We start from the raw sequence: 16189 nt of genomic DNA, 5'->3' as shown, positions 1-16189 counted from the left end.
AGCGAACTAACCCCTTTGGCCCGTAGGAGCGTAATAATCATGAGTCGTACAGTCGCGGTCATCGGCGGAGGTTATGGGGGAGCGGCGGTCGCCAAGGCGCTGGAGTCCGAGGCCGACGTCATCCTCATCGATCCCCGCGACGCGTTCGTCAACTCGGCCGGATCGCTGCGTGCCCTGGCCCGGCCCGACTGGGCGGCCAACATGTTCTACCCCTACGCCACGCTGCTCACGAAGGGCACCGTGATTCGTGACCGCGCCGTCGCGGCGGATCCCGCCGGCGTCACCCTGGCCTCAGGTCAGCGCGTCGAGGCGGACTATCTCGTGCTGGCCACCGGCTCGAGCTACGCCTACCCGGCCAAGCCCAGCTCCCACTCCATCAGCGAGGCCATCAACGACCTCCGGCAGACCCACAAGGAGCTGATCGACGCCGAGCGGGTGCTGATCCTCGGCGCCGGCCCGGTCGGCCTGGAACTGGCCGGGGAGATCAAGGAGGTCTGGCCGCACAAGCACGTGACCGTCGTCGACCCGGTCGAGCAGCTCGCGCCCGGCTTCCTGCCGGAGCTGCGCGAGGACCTCCACCGCCAGCTCGACACGCTGGACATCACGCTGCGGCTGGGCACCGGCCTGACCGCGCTGCCGCCGACCGAGCCCGGTCGGACCGAAGCCTTCACCGTCACCACCTCCGGCGGCGAGGAGATCAGCGCCGACATCTGGTTCCGGGCCTTCGGTGTGAACGCCAACAGCGACTATCTTGCGGACGGCCGGCTCACCACCCTCACCCCGCAGGGCCAGGTCCCCGTCACCGGCACCCTCAACGTCCGCGGGCACGACCACGTCTACGCGATCGGTGACCTCACCGACATCGCGGAGACCAAGATGGCCGGCTTCGCGATGCAGCACGCGGAGGTCGTGGCGAAGAACATCACCGCCCAGCTGCGTGGCGAGCGGCCCACGGAGAGCTACCAGCCCCTGCCCTTCCCCATGATCCTCATGCCGCTCGGGCCGCGTGGCGGCGTCGGCCAACTGCCCACGCCCGACGGTCCGACCGTCGTCCCGACCGAACTGGTCTCCCAGATCAAGGGCAACGACATCTTCACCGGCAAGTTCGTGGAACAGTTCGGCCCCACCGCGGTCTGAGCCCGTTCGGTATGAGGAATACCAGTGGAGCTCGCCGAGCCCTCCGCCCCGGTCATCGGGCTCGGCGAGTTCACCTGGCGGTGGTGGGACATCAGGCGCCGCTGTCCCTCCACAGTGGAATCACGGCGGCGCGGGTGCGGTGCCCGACCTCAGCGGGCGGGCACCGTCACCCCTACTCTCCTTCGCCGAGCCGGAAACCCACCCCGCGCACCGTGATGATCCATTCAGTGCTGCCGAGCTTGCTGCGCAGGCTGCTGACATGGGTGTCAAGTGTGCGGCGGGACCAGGAGTCTCCCCAGACCCGCGCCATGATCTGTTTTCGCGGGATCACGCTGCCCGCTTGGGAGGCGAGGAGATGCAGCAACTGAAACTCCTTGCGGGTGAGCTCCACGCTCTTGCCGTCCATGGTGACCTGCCGCGAGGACGCGTCGATCCGCAGCCGGCCGTGGACGATGACGTCGGCGGCCTTCGGCTGCGGTCGCATCCGCCGCATGACGGCCTCCATGCGCGCCATCAGCTCCCGGAAACCATAGGGTTTGACCAGGTAGTCGTCGGCGCCGGCATGCAGGCCCAGTACCCGGTCCAGCTCACTGCCGCGCTTCGTGACGGCGATCACCGGTGTGTCACCGACGGTTCGGATGCTCCGGCAGACCTCGAGCCCGTCCAGGTCAGGGAGATCCAGATCGATCAGCACGAGGTCGGCGTCGTTGAACACCCGGAGAGCTTCGCCACCGGTACCGACCTTGCTGACCTTGTGCCCTTGCCGGCGCAGACCGCCCGCCAGCACCTCGGCATCGCCCACATCATTCTCCACCACGAGCACACGCCAGCCGTTGCGGCTCACCGGAATGCCCCCACGAACCATCGTGCCCGGCTCCATCTCGCGAGAGTCCGTCATAGCAGGGAGATCCATCCTTTCGACCGGATCGCATGGCAATGAGAGCAAGTTGAGATGAGAGGTTCGTTCGGCGCCCGACCGATTGACACCCCAACATTCGCCTGGGACCTGGCCGCCTCGCCACGTACTCCAAGACGCCGGTGGACTGAAGTTGATGTGACTCTTACCTTGTGGATACAAGTCCGAACAACGATGCGTGGATACAAGCGACCGAGGGTCGCCCGCAGTGCTCATTGAGTCCGAATTCGGAACATTATACCGACTCGCACCTCCTCCCCAGTACGGCTACTGTAGACGAGCTCAAGGGTGGGTGCAAGGGTGCTCCAGTCGCTAAATTAAACGCTTGTTCGTGACACGAAGTAGTTTCATAACGCTACGACGTGGGTGCGTACTGAGGTAGTGGACCAGCTCAGTCTTGTCAAGAAATGGACAAAATGCTGGTAGGAGCTGCTGGCACGCGGGCCGGCACATCACCGACCACCAGCCCGGCCGGTTGATGGTATGTTCGCGATGGCGACAGTGATCACGCTGCTTGCCGAGGCGGACTGTTGGGAGGTCGTGTTCATCCAGCAAATGGATGCGAAGAAGGCTGTTTCATGTCGTTCGTGCGCAGCGTGTTGCAGGTGTCACCCGGTCGGACTAATACGACGATTATCGACAGTCACCTGATTGCGTCTTCCACTCCACCGGGGCTCGAACTACACTTCAATAAAGACTGCCATGAAACCGCCGGTATGCGCATGCGGTAATCCGTCGGGCGCACCATCGTGCCGAGACAGCACGATGGCCGGATCCTTACTTCGGCGCGAGTTACTGATGTGAACATCGATAACTCGCGCGGCAGTTCGGCCGGTGCCGGTGACCACATGAGGAAACGGGAGGCGACGTGGACGACCGGGTCGTACAGCGGTGGGTGCTGGCGCTCACCGCGGTGGCGTCGGTGATGGTGACGCTGGACCTGCTGGTGGTGGCGACCGCGCTGAGCACGATCCGGGTGGACCTGCGGGCCTCGCTCGCGGATCTGGAATGGACGATCAACGCCTACAGCCTGAGCTACGCGATGCTGCTGATGACGTCGGTGACGTTCGGCGACCGGTGGGGCCGGCGCCGGGTGTTCACGGCCGGGCTCGGGGCCTTCGCGCTGGCGTCGGTGGGCTGCGCACTGGCTCAGAGCGTCGGCGCGCTGATCGTGGCCCGCGCGGTGCAGGGCGCCAGTGCGGCGATGATCGTGCCGCAGGCGCTGGCGCTGCTGAGCGCCGCGTTCCCGGCCGAGCGGCGGGGCCAGGCGCTGGGTGTCTTCGCCGGGGTGACCGGCCTGGCGATCCTGGGTGGACCGGTGGTCGGGGGCGCGGTCACTCAGGGTCTGGCCTGGCAGTGGATCTTCTGGATCAACGTGCCGGTCGCCGTGTTGCTGCTGGCGTTGGCGCCGCGCCGGATCCCGGAGAGTTTCGGCCCCAACACCAGGCTGGACGTCTGCGGCCTGGTGCTGCAGGGTCTCGGCGCACTCGGCGTGGTGTGGGCGCTGGTGCGCGGGAACGTCGTCGGCTGGGGCAGTGCGGAGGTCGTCGCGACGCTGGCCGCCGGGCTGCTGCTGCTGGCCGCCTTCGTGTGGTGGGAGGCGCGGGCGCGGGCGCCGATGCTGCCGCTCGGGTTGTTCGCCTCCCGCCGGTTCTCCGCCGGCAACGTGACGATCTTCCTGCTGTACGGCGCGTTGCTCAGCGAGGTGTTCTTCATCGCGCAGTTCCTCCAGGTCACGCTGGGCTTCGGGCCGATGCTCGCCGGGTTGGCACTGGTTCCGTGGACCGTGTCGTCGGCCGTGGTCGCACCGATCGCCGGCCGCGTGGTCGACCGGATCGGCGAGCGGGCTCTGATCATGACCGGGCTGTTCCTGCAGGCGGTCGGCATGGTCTGGATCGCGCTGATCGCCGCGCCGGACATGGCGTACGCCGCGCTGATCGTGCCGTTCGTGCTGGCCGGTGCCGGGTCCTCGATGGCTATCCCGGCCGCGCAGAACGCCGTGGTGAGCTCGGTGCCGCCGGCCGCGATCGGCACGGCGTCCGGTGCGTACAACGCCCTGCGCCAGTTCGGCGGGGCGTTCGGGGTCGCGGTCCTCGCCGCCGTGTTCGCCTCGACCGGCGGTTACGCCTCGGCGCAGGCGTTCAGCGACGGCTTCGGTCCCGCGATGGCGACCGCCGCCGTGCTGTCCGTCCTCGGAGCCCTCGCCGGTGCCGCCGTCCCCGTTCGCCGGCGTGCGGCCGGCGTGTCGCGCGTTCGCGGAGCTGTGCCGGGTCTGCGGAAAGCAACGTCACGTTGATGCCCTGGAGGGCAAGCAACGTCACGTTGCGTTCCGCGCACCTCCTGCAAGATCAACTCAGCGTGTTGTCGATCTGCAAGTCCATGGCGAAGTACGTTTCGCCTTCCAAACGTCGCGCGGTATTCGCGTCGGACGGCTACGCGGGCGCGGAACACAGCGACGCAGCGGCGGGACATGGCTACGTGAAGACGGGACACACCCGAGGTGTCCGCGCCGTCTCGGCGTGTCCCGGTTCCGTGTAGCCGTGTTCGGCGTTGGCGTAGCCGTGTCCCGGTTCTGCGTAGCCATGAACCGCTTTCGCGGGGCCGACGCCGTCGAAGCCCGCCGAATTACCCACCTCGGACTCCTCATAACGGCCCTGCACGAGCAACTGCCGCGACACCGATGCCCGCAACGTGGCGTGCAGCAGCTCGTCATCTCCCTCCTGTGCCATGCGCAGGGCCTCGCGGATGGCCAGGAATACGGCGTCCGGATGGCCGAGGTGCACGAGCGTAGGCACCCCACAGGTAGGTCGCAGTGCGCTCGGCCTCCCGGGCGTCAACGGGGCGCCCTCGACCACGTCCGTGGATCAAACCCCGGCGGCTGCGGCATCTGGCGGAATGGGCGGTGCCATCCGGCGTGTAAAATAGCAGTCAATCCATCGACGCGCTTGCGGTACTGGTCGCGCTGGAGACGACAGAGGTTGCCAGATGGGATGCTTCGACCGGCCCCGCAGGGTTGTCGTCGTCGGAGCCGGTTTGGGAGGCACCGCTACCGCCATCCGGTTTCTTCAGTTTGCCCGTGAGCCCCTGGAAATCGTGCTGCTCGAGCGGCGCTCCGAGTACCGGAATGCCGGGGTGGCCTACCATCGGGTGGGAAACCACTGGCACCACGTCTTCAACATCCAAGCGGGCCGTATGTCGGCATTTCGGGAGAACGTCGACGATTTCGTGTTGTGGGCCAACCACGAGGCCGACCGGTCCGGTTGGCCGCCGGAATGGAGCGAATTCGAGTTCACCGAATCTGGGCCCGCGCCGCGCCGGATATACCAGGACTATCTCGCCTGCCGCCTCGCCGAAGCCGCGAGCGAAGCGCTGCCGGGCGTGCGGCTGATCGAGGCGGACGGCGAAGCAGTCGATGTGGAGGTGGTCACCAACCACGTTCATGTTGCCGTCGAGAACTCTGCCGGCCGGGTGGTTCTCGAAGCCGATCATGCCATTCTCGCGACCGGCCTCGAGACCAGGTTTCCCGCTTTCGCCACCGGGGTGCTGGGCCATCCCGCGTTCGTGCGGCACCCGTACTCGGAGAGCGGGCTCGAGCGGATTCTCGGCGTCCGGCCGGACGCCGTCGTCGCCATCGTGGGCACCCTGCTCACCGCGTACGACCAGGCGGCACTCCTGCTGCGCCGCGGCCACGCGGGAACGATCCACATGATCTCGCGGTCCGGCCTGACGCTCCGCACCTACCCGCCGGACCATCAGCACCGGGTGATCACGCTGCCGCCCCCTCAACTGCGGGACGACAGTTATGAAGGGCGGGAACATCTCGTCCGGTGTTTCCAGGCTGAATGGGAGCGGGCCTGCGCCGCCGTCGCGCGTGAGTATCCCGAAGTCCCACCGGTGGTGATTTCGGAACGCGTTTCCAAGTCGTGGGAGCCTCATCTCCCCGAAATCCTGGGGCGGATACCGTCCTTCGACCTCCAGGCGCTGCTCGACCGCTATGGCAGCCTGCTGGCCACACTGCGGGTGTGTGCCGTGGCCTACACGACCGAAATCGTGGACGCGGCGATGGCCGGGGATGCCCAGGTCGTCCGGACCGTCGGAAGAGTCGACGACATCCACGGTACCGAGTCGGGCACGCTGGTCCTGTCCGTCTCCGGTCCGGCGCCGGTGCGGACCATCGAAGCGGATCTCGTCATCTCGAACTTCGGGCGCGAGTCGGATTACGAGCGCGTCGATTCAACGCTGTGGGCGAACCTCCTCCGGAACAAGATCGCCTGCTCGCACCGGCGCACCGGGCGGGGGGTCGAAGTGGACGACTGCGGCCGGCTTCTCGGGCCGGCGGGCGGCCCATCCGGCCCGATCTCGGTGGTCGGCAGTCCGCGGGAGGGCGACGAGATCGTCCGAAACGGACGAACGGGCGCGTTCACGTTCAACCTCGCCGCCATCAAGAACCATTCGGTCACGGTCGCGGCGACCGTGCTCCGCCAGATCGAGTCCTGTTACGACGGAGGAGTCGACGGCATCGACGTCCCCGGCCAGAAGGTCGAGAAATCGATCATGCTCGAGGTCCGGCGCATGGTCACCCGGCGGCGCGCCGACCGCCAACAGCTGACCGCCCGCCTTGAGGGCAGCCTGCAACTCGTTCTCCCCGAAAACGGCGCGCCGCCCCTGACGCACCGGGCACTGCGCGCCGCCGTCAACGCGGCCGCCACGACCAGGCTGACCGACCTGTCGGTGACACCGCGAGATCTCCGTTCGCAGCTGGGACTCGAACGCCCCGACGAAGTCGACCACCGGACAACGGTTCCAACGCGGGAGATCGGCAAGTAGCCGGCTCCGCCGACGAGGTTGCCGGTGACCGCGAGGACCTGCTCCACACTCACCTCGATCATGATCGAGGCCGCCGCAACCTTCACTGCGGGGTAAGGGCACCGAGCCATCCTCCGCCGAAATTCGTCGACGAGGAGGGCGGCTAGATCCGCAGCCGCACTTCGTGATCTCCCACGCCAGTGCTGATGCTGTTGGGACCACAGGTGCTAGTGTGACAATGTGCGGCGGAGCAAAGGCCGCCTTCAGGACGTTCAACGTCCCGAAGGAGTCCTTCAACGCATACCTCCGCGCACCAGCCCCGGGCGCCCCAATCAACGCCGGCGCCGGGACCGCCCATGACGAAGTGCGGCTGTAGGTCTAGACGGCGAGAGGTGAAGACGCCGGATCCGGTGTCCTGCCGGTTGAGTTCCTCGGCGTCAGATTGGGGGTGGGAGTGGTTGAGCGCCATGTCCGGTGACGACCTGACCGGCGTGGCCGGCGGCGTACCGGGCCATGGGTAGGCCGCCCTGGCGGTGGCGCAACATGAGTTGGAGGAGGTAGATGTCGAATTCCTTGCCGGACAACGAGCGTGGTCGGGTGAGCTCAGCGGGCATCCAGGCCAAGTGATTGCTGCCGGGGTCGGGTAGTTCGGAGTAGTTCCACAGACCCAGCCAGCCGATCATCATGCCGATCTGGGCACCCTGGTCCCGTCGATGGCGACGGCGAGCGTCTTGACCGCCGGATCGGTGCTACGAGCCCGGGCCAGGGCAGCCATTGCGACCGCCTGCAGGTGATGCACCTGCATGTCGTGCGCGAAGCCGACTTCGACGGAGTCCGCGGCGGGCAGACTGGTGTCGCCCCGAGTGGAAGTGGTGATCACCATCCCGATCGCGGCCCCGACTAGCAGAAGAGCAGCATGTTCGCGGTCACCCGACGCATACCGCTGCCCGGCTGCAAGCATGATCACGGCATGTCCGTGGACTCCGGAAACGGGCTGGGGTTCGTAGCCTGTGACGGCAACGCCATCCTGCTCACCGTGGACCTGGGCACCGGGCAGGGTCACCGGCAGCAACCAGGTCGGCGAGGATCCGGATGTGCTGGCCTACGACCACAACGCGCACCGCCTCTACATGGCCGCCGAGTGCGGCACGGTCACCGTGCTGGACCTGCGCGACCACCGCCTGACGGTGATGGGTCTGACCATCTGGCCGGCGGCGCGCACAATCAACACCGCGAAGACGGGCGGCGCCGACCGCTTCCCGGCCGCCAGCCGAGATGAGGATCGATGATGCGGTTACTGCCCGGTTCGGCCGCTGTCGTGCTCGCAGCCAGTCTTGCCAGCTGTTCGAACCCGACCGGCGGCGGGCAAACCTCTGTGACACCAACGGGTTCGGTTGCGAGCGCCGGCCACACCGAACGCCTCGCCTTCGACGGCGACACCAGCTTGCCCGCCACGGCGACGATATTCGATGGCACGTGGGCGGTGCGCGCCGAGGACGGCACCGGCTCGGCCCCCAACGCGTTGTGCCAGACCGGCACGGCCACGTTTCCCGCGGTGGCGTTGAGCGGTGAGAACTACCGCGACGGGGTGTTCGCGGTGCGGTTCAAAGCGATCTCCGGGAAGGAGGACCAGGCGGCCGGAATCATCTTCCGGGTGGTCGACCGCGACAACTACTACATCCTGCGGACCAACGCCCTGGAAGGAAATGTGAACTTCTACCGCTACCGCAATGGCCAGCGTGCCGCGGTGAAGGAAGCGAACGCGACCGTCACCGCCGGTCAGTGGCACGAGTTGCGCGTCGAGGTAGCCGGCCAGTCCATGACCAGCTACCTCGACGGCACACGGCTGGCCGAGGCGAGCGATTCGACGTTTGGCTCCGGCCGGGTCGGCCTGTGGACCAAGGCGGACTCACAGACCTGCTTTGACGATCTGACCATCACCGCGCGCTGATGGTGTCCGGCTCAGCCACTGAGGCTCACTGGAACGGTCTGCGTTCCGGTGAATTCCTTGGTCTGTTGTTCACGGCCCCCGATGAGCGTCATCTGTGCGTGCCACGCGACGGTGACCTGGGGGTTTCCCTGCAGGGTCTGGGTTGCCGGAGCCGGGCCCCTGCAGGTCACGGGGATGTCGGTGAACTTCGTCGACTGCAGCGCCGCGGGGAACGAGAGTGGCCGGACGATGCCGTTGGGGCTGGGCACACTGCCCATGCTGGCATCGCACCAGGCGATGGTGGTCCCGTTCTGCGAGAGCGTGCCGGTGACGTCGATGTCCTTCGCGTCCAGGGTCCGCACCTGTTTGAACCAGTTGTTGTAGTCCCGGGGTCCGAGCCTGAGCGCGAAGCTGTACTGGGCATCGGTGCCGGTAGACCGCAGCGTCGGGGTGCCGGTCAGCGACACCAGGTTCGGCCGGTTGAACAGGCCCTGGTCGATCGCGGTTTGCTTGGGGAACTCCCAGGTGACGGCGCGCCACTGGGCGAAGATGCTCGGGATCACGAGGATCAGCGCCCCGATCGCCACGGCCGTCGCCCGCTGGCCGGTCCTGAGCCGGGCCCACCGCCGGGCGTAGAAGACCGGGATGAACCACAGGGTGAGCGCCATCCACCAGTGCGCCCAGGCCATGGAGGCATGCCAGATGGGCGGGGACTTCAGGCCGACCCGGGAGTAGGCGCCAAAGGTGTAGGAGTACAGCGCGGACACCCAGACGGCGACGTAGAGCAGCACGTTGATCAAGGAGTGCCGCTTGAACAGGATGTAGAAGCCCACCCCGATGGACCAGCCCTGGATCGCGTTGAGCAGCCCGCCCACGGCCAGGGTGTCCTGCCCGCCCAGGGCGGTGCCGGTGAGCGCGGTGCCGAAGTCATACCAGGGGTGCCAGTAGATGATGCCGATCATGTAGTGCAGCGGGATGCGCGACACCGAGAACATCGCCGCCGGGGCCAGTGCCCACAGCGCGTACTTGTGCAGGTGGTGCACGGGCTCGTCCGGGTCCGTCGACACCTTCTTGCGGTAGGCGACCCAGACCGGCAGCGCGATGAAGCTGACCAGCATCGGCAGGACCAGGAACCGGTACGACCCGATGTGGAAGAAGACGCCGCCGAGGATGGCCAGCAGCGGGGTCTGCGTCATCCCCCACAGGATTCCGCGCTTGAGCAGCCATTCCCGGATGCCGTCGGTGACGCCGCCGGATGGCCTGAGGTTGGGGACGGGAGTGGTGGGAGCGGAGTGCTCGGCAATGACGGCCACGGCCCTCACCTCTCCCCGGCGGCGGCAGCGCTCGCCGCGGTTTGGCCGTCCCGGTCGTTCAGGTTCCGCTGGGAGCGGTAGTTCAGCGTGGCGACGGCGATGACGATGAGCACGCCCAGCAAGTAGGTGGCCGCGTCCTTGTCGAATCCGTAGATGATCACGCCGGGCAGGATCGCGACGAAGAAGGTGCCGATCGGCATGATCACGAGCGTCAGGTAGTCGCTGCGCTCCATCCGGCGACTGAAGATCGCCGGTACCAGGAACACCCCGAACACCAGCAGCATGACGCCGTTCTGGGCCAGGAAGGCGCTCATCTCCCAGTCCTTCCGTCGCGGCGCGAATCCGCACCGAGGTGAAGTAATCGCCAAGCGGTCCAGTTCATGACAATCCTTTCCTTGGCATCATTCAATATTCGGTTCACGTTTGGCCGAATGAGCGCGCGGCGGCAGAGAGTCCGAGGGCGCGATCGCCGTTTCGGCGTCGTTTGGCCGCGCGGAATCCGCGGCATGTGGCGTGTGTACGGCGGACGTGCCGTTGCGCAGGGTGAGTTAGGTCAGCGAGATCTTCGGCCGTGCCTCAACGCCATTCGTGTCCCTCCCAGGCGCTGAACGACCGGCACTGCGGCCAGTCACTGTCGATCAGCCTCAGGTCCGAGTGGTGGAACCGTGGTTACACTTCTTGAAGCCGACACTAGCAGCGCGAGAGCTGACACGGAATACCCTGCGCGGCTGAACCTACGCGGACGGCAAACAATCCGGCAAGATCGGTATTTCAGAAAATGTGAACCGTGTAAACTCCGAGGAGTGTTCGATAGCGGAGATGGAGCAGCGTGCTGCTCCATTTGGGAATTGGATCACGCAAAGCCGTGATACGTGCCCAGCCTGGCGTCAGGGCAGTGCGGCGCGGTCCACTTTGCCGTTGGGAGTGAGCGGGAACCTTTCCACTGCGGTGAAGCGCTCAGGGACGAGGGTGGCTGCTGCCGGTGGCGATGACGACGGCACCGGTGATGTCGTGGTGGACGTGCAGCGCGGCTTCGATCTCGCCGAGCTCGACCCGGAAGCCGTTGATCTTGACCCGGAAGGTGAAAGTCGAGAGATCAATTCACCGCATCGACATGCGGTGTACGCGCGGGCTCAAGCGGGGTCGCGGCCGAGCACCGCCGCGCGGCGGAAGAACTCGTACAGGCCGTCGAACAGCGGCCGGGAGTGGACCAGTATCTCCTCGTCGGAGCACACCATGGACAGGCCGCGCAGGGCGACGTCGAAGCCGGGGGCCTCCGGGGAGGTGTAGCGCTCGTCGAACAGGTCGGCTTCGTGGATGATCGCCGCGATCCGCCACAGCACCGGATCGTCGAGGTCGTACTTGCGCAGGATCGTCTCGAAGCTGCAGTCCCCGTGGTGATGGGACAACTCGACGCCCCGCATGTCGAACGGGGTGGCGCCCCCGGGCACACCGGCGGGATCCCCGACGAACACGAACTCCGCCTCCGGGTCCACCTCGCGGCGGATCAGCCAGGCACAGGCGGCCCGATCGATATGGATGTTGGCGCGGGTGGCCCACTTCACGAGCGCTGCTCCTCCGGCTCCAGCGCGGTTGCGGCCAGCGCGTCCACGGCGGCGCCGGCCGCGTCCCGCTCCACCGGCGGAAAGTAGTCGCGGCGCTGGATGCGGACCAGGTCCGCACGCAGCCGGCGGACCAGTGCCAGCCGGGCGGCCGGGTCGAGGCGCCCGCCCCCTCGCGCCTCGGCGGTGATCTTGGCGTACTCCGCGCTCCGGGCCGAGGACATCCCGGCGGCCAGGTCTCGCTCGGTGGCCAACGTGCCGGGCCGGGCCAGCCAGATCGACGCGCTGCCGCCGGCCTCGACGACCTCCTCGGCGATCCACTCCAACTGCTCCCGGGTGCGCGCGTCTGCCGGCAACGCCACCAGACCGTCGGAGATCTGGGCAACCCCGAGCCGCTTGAGCTTGCGCCAGATGGTGATCCGCGGCGTGGACGGCTCCCGCGGCACCCGATAGGACAGCAGCACCCATGTGCCGGGCTCCGCCGGGCGAGCCGCGCGCGCCATCCCCACCTCCACGAATCCGCTCCCTGCCAGCGTAACCGTGGTCGGTGTCGCCACCCCGCCCCGATCGGTCTACTGTAACCGCGGTTGCATGACTCGTAGGGAAGGATGCCGCCGTGCTCGAGTGGAGCGAGATCCTCTATGGTGCCGCGCTGTCCGCGATCGCCGCGGCCCTCCTCCTGGCGATCTCGGTGCGCGGGCGCCGCCCCGCCGTCATCGCCCTCGGCGCGCTGGCCGCCCTGGGCGGACCGGTTGCCTGGAACGCGATCCTGCGCGCCGCCCACGGCAACCAGTTCTTCACCGACGCGCCGGTCGCGGTGTTCCCGGTCAGCTGGCAGGACACCGGATCCGGGGTGTTCACCCTCGCCGCAGCTGCCCTCGTCTTCGCCCTGCTGGGCGGCGAACCGGCTCGCCGGGTCACCGGCTACGGCCTGCTCGCCGCCCTCGCGGCGCTACTCGTCGACGTCTATCTGTACTGACCCGCGATCACTGCGGGTTGGCGCAGACGGTGCCGTTGAGCGTGTAGGTGATGGGGATGATGTTGGGGCCGGAGTAGTTGCCGACGAAGCCGACGTTGGCGGTGGCCCCGGGGTTGAGCGTGTAGTTGAAGTCGGCCGGCGTCACGGTGACCGTGGTGCCGGTCTGGTTCCAGGTGCCGTTCCAGCCGCCGCCCATGGACTGCAATGCGGTGGGCCAGCTGAAGGTGAGGGTCCAGCCGTTGAGCACCGCGGTTCCGGTGTTGGTGATGTCGATGCTGGCGACCAGGCCGCTGCCCCAGTTGCTCACGTCGGTGAACTTCACCGAGCAGGTGCTCGTCGCCGGGGCGCCGGTGGTGATGATCAGCGGCGGAGAGGTCGGCGAGAGCTGGCCGGCGTTGTCGCGGGCCAGGACGTTGACCGTGTACCGGCTGCCCGGGTTGAGGTTGTGCGCGGTGAACGAGGTACCGGTGGTCTCGCCCCACTGCTCGCTGACCGCGCCGTTCTGGCGGTAGATCTCATACTTCACCGGGCTGCCGCTCGGCGGGGGCGTCGGCCAGCTGATGGTCGCGCTCCGGTCGGTGACCGCGCTCGCCGAGAGCCCGAAGACCGGGTTGGGGAGTCCACTGGGGACGGTCGACGGGTGGAGCACCACCGTCGTCAGGGAGTACGGCGGCAGGATCTGGCTGGCCGCGGTGCCGGATGTGGCCGTCGTGATCCCGGGCGCGCCGTTGGTGAAGGTGTGGACGGTCGGGGTGGCCGCGGCCGGGGTGTAGCCGGCGTAGTTGAGGCCGACCGTGTGCGCGTTGTCCGGGTCCTTGTTGGCCAGCAGCACGGTGAGGTCGCCGTTGGCGCGGCGGGCGGCGTGCGCGCTGACCACGGGGGAGTTGCTGCTGCCGGCGCGGATGAGCGTGTCGCCGGTGCGGGCGAAGAGGCTGAGCATCTTGATCGCGTGGTAGGACGCGAACGGGGTGTTCAGCGCGGGTTCGCAGACGCCGCCGGAGTTGCAGTTAGCGCTGGAGAGCAGGCCGAAGTCGTCGTAGTCCGGCTGACCGGCCACAGTGGACACATTGCCCATGCCGTTGTGCGTGTTCCACCAGTCGACGGTGAACACGCCGTTCTCCAGGAGGTTGGTGTACATCTCGGCGGCGAACAGCGCGCCGGGCTGGGTGTTGCGGCCCACCGAGGTGTTGAGCTCGGTCACCGCGATGCCGAGCCGGCCGGAGTTCGGGCCGGCGAACCGGGCGATCTGCTGGCGCACCATGTAGACGATGTCGGAGGCCTGGTCGGGCCTGGCGAACGTCTCCGGTGCCGTGGCCCCGCCGGGGTACCAGTGCAGGATGACGAAGTCGACGTGCGGGCCGGCGATGGACAGCACGGTCTGGTTCCAGGTGGCCGCGTCACCGCCGGCGACCACGGCGTCCGGCCAGTTCGCCGGGGTGGTGAGCACCGCGCCGATCTTGACGGTCGGGTCGACCGCCTTCATCGCCTGTGCGTACTCGACGACGAGGTTGGCGTAGCCGGTCGGGCTCTTGTCCGCGTGGTTGTCGGCCTCCCAGTTGGCTCCGTAGTGGCCGTTGCCGTAGTTCTCGTTGCCGATCTCCCAGTACTTGGCGCCATAGCCCTTGGTGATGTTGGCGTAGCGCACCCAGTCCGCGGCCTCCTGCGCGGTGCCGGTGCCGTAGTTGGCGATGATGATCGGCTGCGCGCCGGTCCGCTGGACGCCGGCCATGAAGTGGTCGAAGTCGGTGTTGGGCGCCACGAACCCGCCCGGCGCGGTGTTGTCCACCCAGTGGTAGATGTCGCCGTAGGAGCCGCCGGGGTAGCGCAGCATCCCGACCCCGGCGCCGCCGAGCAGGTCGGCCACCGCGTTGGTGCCGAGCTCCTGGTCCCAGACCGCGTGGTTGACGCCGAGCGCGGTGCTCGGCACCGTGGCCAGGCCCGCCTTGGCGTTCACCGTGACGGTGACGTCCGGCGCGTCCGCCGGCGCGACGCCGGGGTTGCCGGCGGTCAGCAGGGCGGCGCCGAGCACGGCGGCCGCGGCCACCGTGTATCTGCGAAGTCGTTGATATGTCATGAAGATCCCATCCTCAGCCGCAGGGTAACAAGGCTCTGGGAGCGCTCCCAGAGCAGAGCTAAACATTTACGCCGTCAGCGCGTCAACAAACCGGTTCAGCAGTTGGAGTTGGTCTGGGTGAGCAGCCCGAGCCGCCACGGCAGCAGGTTGTACGGGCCGGTGGCGGACGGGTTCATGCCCTGGTACAGGTACTGCAGGTGGCACGCGTCGATCTCGAGCAGCTGGTCGACGCCGGAGCGGATCATCTCGCCGTGGCTGATGTCGCGGGTCCACGCCCCGCTGGCGAACGTGGTGTTGTTGGCCCGGGCGAACGGGTTCGCCTCGGTGTTGGCCAGCGGGGTCCAGGCGCCGTCGAGCCGGTTGGTGGTCCAGGACCGGAAGTAGCGCTTGCCGTCGCTGCCGATGGCCTCGACGAGCAGCAGGTAGGCCTGCTGGCCGCGGATCTTGTAGATGTTGGAGGCCTCGAACAGGGCGAACCGGTTCGGGTCGGACAGCACGATCTGGGTGTCGGTGAAGCCGTTGGGGAAGTTCGCGATGCTGGTCCGCGACCGGTACAGGTGGCCGTTGTCGTCGGAGAAGAACAGATAGCAGTTCACCGATCCGCAGATCACCCAGAAGTCGATCCACTGGCCGTTGCCCTTGTTCTGCGTGACGATCGCCGGCTCGCCGTTGGGGAAGAAGTTGGCCGGCCTGGTCCAGGTGCCGGGCTGGCTGGGGTCGGCGGCGGTGGAGAACGACGGCGGCCCGGTCTGGTAGACGAGGTACCAGCGGTTCTGCGGGGCGAAGAAGAAGAGCTCCGGCGCGGCCCGGTAGCCGTTGCCGATGTTGGGATTGTTGTTCAGGTAGAACTGCGGCGCGGACGCGGCCTGCGACCAGTCGCTGAAGTTGAGGTACACCAGGCTGTACTGCTGGTTGGTGTTGACCGTGGAGGCGTAGACGTGCCAGCGGTTGTTCCACCGGACGACCGTCGGGTCCTTGATGGACACCAGGTTGTGCGTGGCGTCCGAGCGCGGGCTGATCAGCACGTTGCTGGAGCTCCACCGGAAGCTGGTGGGCAGCGCCGCCGAGGCGCTGGAGACCACGGTGCTCAGGGTGGCCAGGGCCACGAGGGCGGCGACGAGCGTGCGTTGCCAGCGCCGGATGCGGGTGGTATGCATGAGCACCTCCGGTCGGTGTGGATTCCCAATGACAGGAAACCGCTGAACCGGTCCAGTGCCCAGGGGTGTGCGGCATTGTCCACAAACAGGACTTAATTCTCCACGCTAATTCTGGCTGACGAGGGTTATTCACAACGCCGGCCGCGACGGTGGGCCGCCGGGTGGTGTTCGCCACCGGCCGCGACGGCAGGCCGGAGGTCTGCCCGAGCGGTCGGCCAGCAACCAGCCCAGCCAATGGTGACCACAGACGCGAACACCGCACGGCACGCTGGCCCGCCCGAGTGGTCGGCCCTACCCACCAGCCAACTGAACCCA

At 67.5% G+C, this 16189-nt stretch carries 14 protein-coding genes and 1 pseudogene; 6 read left to right on the top strand and 9 right to left on the bottom strand.

The genetic code is table 11. The annotated features are described in order from the left end of the window. Nucleotides 1-39: 39 nt before the first annotated feature. Complete coding sequence (locus tag VGR06_RS13050) at nt 40-1137, top strand: NAD(P)/FAD-dependent oxidoreductase (protein WP_327559306.1); 1098 nt, start codon at nt 40-42, stop codon at nt 1135-1137. 172 nt (nt 1138-1309) lie between these two features. On the opposite strand, the gene VGR06_RS13045 is transcribed toward VGR06_RS13050, so the two are convergent. Continuing rightward, on the bottom strand, nt 1310-2017 hold the full coding sequence (locus tag VGR06_RS13045) for a response regulator transcription factor (RefSeq protein ID WP_327559305.1): 708 nt from the start codon (nt 2015-2017) through the stop codon (nt 1310-1312). A gap of 904 nt (nt 2018-2921) precedes the next feature. Here VGR06_RS13045 and VGR06_RS13040 point away from each other — a divergent pair. Continuing rightward, the gene (locus VGR06_RS13040; RefSeq protein WP_327559304.1) at nt 2922-4349 is read left to right on the top strand and encodes an MFS transporter; all 1428 of its coding nucleotides are present in this window, start codon (nt 2922-2924) and stop codon (nt 4347-4349) included. Between the two features lie 178 nt (nt 4350-4527). On the opposite strand, the gene VGR06_RS13035 is transcribed toward VGR06_RS13040, so the two are convergent. Beyond that, on the bottom strand, nt 4528-4836 hold the full coding sequence (locus VGR06_RS13035) for a hypothetical protein (RefSeq protein WP_327559303.1): 309 nt from the start codon (nt 4834-4836) through the stop codon (nt 4528-4530). A 202-nt stretch (nt 4837-5038) separates the two neighbouring features. On the opposite strand from VGR06_RS13035, the gene VGR06_RS13030 reads away from it, so the two are divergent. Beyond that, complete coding sequence (locus VGR06_RS13030; RefSeq protein ID WP_327559302.1) at nt 5039-6880, top strand: FAD/NAD(P)-binding protein; 1842 nt, start codon at nt 5039-5041, stop codon at nt 6878-6880. A gap of 416 nt (nt 6881-7296) precedes the next feature. Here the strand turns inward: VGR06_RS13030 and VGR06_RS13025 are convergent. Beyond that, nucleotides 7297-7634, bottom strand: a pseudogene (locus VGR06_RS13025) (DUF305 domain-containing protein). Between the two features lie 319 nt (nt 7635-7953). Here VGR06_RS13025 and VGR06_RS13020 point away from each other — a divergent pair. After that, the gene (locus VGR06_RS13020; RefSeq protein ID WP_327559301.1) at nt 7954-8148 is read left to right on the top strand and encodes a hypothetical protein; all 195 of its coding nucleotides are present in this window, start codon (nt 7954-7956) and stop codon (nt 8146-8148) included. 86 nt (nt 8149-8234) lie between these two features. Next, nucleotides 8235-8810 (top strand): family 16 glycoside hydrolase, encoded by a 576-nt coding sequence (locus tag VGR06_RS13015; protein WP_327559300.1) that lies wholly within the window; start codon nt 8235-8237, stop codon nt 8808-8810. 11 nt (nt 8811-8821) lie between these two features. Here the strand turns inward: VGR06_RS13015 and VGR06_RS13010 are convergent, their stop codons facing one another. The 4 genes from VGR06_RS13010 to VGR06_RS12995 form a co-directional block, all read right to left on the bottom strand. Further along, nucleotides 8822-10102: a hypothetical protein gene (locus VGR06_RS13010; RefSeq protein WP_327559299.1), complete on the bottom strand. Its 1281-nt coding sequence runs from the start codon at nt 10100-10102 to the stop codon at nt 8822-8824. A 5-nt stretch (nt 10103-10107) separates the two neighbouring features. Continuing rightward, entirely contained in the window at nt 10108-10416 is a 309-nt protein-coding gene (locus VGR06_RS13005; protein WP_327559298.1) for a hypothetical protein, read from the bottom strand. An 819-nt stretch (nt 10417-11235) separates the two neighbouring features. Further along, entirely contained in the window at nt 11236-11667 is a 432-nt protein-coding gene (locus VGR06_RS13000; RefSeq protein WP_327559297.1) for a chromate resistance protein ChrB domain-containing protein, read from the bottom strand. Then, the gene (locus VGR06_RS12995) at nt 11664-12167 is read right to left on the bottom strand and encodes a Chromate resistance protein ChrB (protein ID WP_327559296.1); all 504 of its coding nucleotides are present in this window, start codon (nt 12165-12167) and stop codon (nt 11664-11666) included. The genes VGR06_RS13000 and VGR06_RS12995 overlap by 4 nt, the downstream gene beginning before the upstream one ends. A gap of 113 nt (nt 12168-12280) precedes the next feature. Between VGR06_RS12995 and VGR06_RS12990 the strand changes: the two genes are divergently transcribed. Then, on the top strand, nt 12281-12643 hold the full coding sequence (locus VGR06_RS12990) for a hypothetical protein (RefSeq protein WP_327559295.1): 363 nt from the start codon (nt 12281-12283) through the stop codon (nt 12641-12643). Nucleotides 12644-12650: 7 nt separating this feature from the next. Here VGR06_RS12990 and VGR06_RS12985 read toward each other — a convergent pair whose 3' ends face one another. Together VGR06_RS12985 and VGR06_RS12980 are read right to left on the bottom strand one after the other, a co-directional pair. Then, nucleotides 12651-14717 (bottom strand): cellulose binding domain-containing protein, encoded by a 2067-nt coding sequence (locus VGR06_RS12985; RefSeq protein ID WP_327559294.1) that lies wholly within the window; start codon nt 14715-14717, stop codon nt 12651-12653. 95 nt (nt 14718-14812) lie between these two features. Next, nucleotides 14813-15874, bottom strand: a complete 1062-nt coding sequence (locus tag VGR06_RS12980; RefSeq protein ID WP_327559293.1) for a non-reducing end alpha-L-arabinofuranosidase family hydrolase — start codon at nt 15872-15874, stop codon at nt 14813-14815. Nucleotides 15875-16189 lie beyond the last annotated feature (315 nt).

Source organism: Actinophytocola sp., from assembly GCF_036002505.1.
GTDB lineage: Bacteria > Actinomycetota > Actinomycetes > Mycobacteriales > Pseudonocardiaceae > DASYTH01.
The sequence above is the reverse complement of the archived record's forward strand: the minus strand, read 5'-3'. Positions and strand labels throughout refer to the sequence as shown.

What these genes read in the sequence shown, in the direction of transcription:
- VGR06_RS12980 (WP_327559293.1), bottom strand. Translation starts at nt 15,874, where the DNA reads ATGCATACCACCCGCATCCGGCGCTGGCAACGCACGCTCGTCGCCGCC.
- VGR06_RS13050 (WP_327559306.1), top strand. Translation starts at nt 40, where the DNA reads ATGAGTCGTACAGTCGCGGTCATCGGCGGAGGTTATGGGGGAGCGGCG.
- VGR06_RS13045 (WP_327559305.1), bottom strand. Translation starts at nt 2,017, where the DNA reads ATGGAGCCGGGCACGATGGTTCGTGGGGGCATTCCGGTGAGCCGCAAC.
- VGR06_RS13030 (WP_327559302.1), top strand. Translation starts at nt 5,039, where the DNA reads ATGGGATGCTTCGACCGGCCCCGCAGGGTTGTCGTCGTCGGAGCCGGT.
- VGR06_RS12985 (WP_327559294.1), bottom strand. Translation starts at nt 14,717, where the DNA reads ATGACATATCAACGACTTCGCAGATACACGGTGGCCGCGGCCGCCGTG.
- VGR06_RS13005 (WP_327559298.1), bottom strand. Translation starts at nt 10,416, where the DNA reads ATGAGCGCCTTCCTGGCCCAGAACGGCGTCATGCTGCTGGTGTTCGGG.
- VGR06_RS12995 (WP_327559296.1), bottom strand. Translation starts at nt 12,167, where the DNA reads ATGGCGCGCGCGGCTCGCCCGGCGGAGCCCGGCACATGGGTGCTGCTG.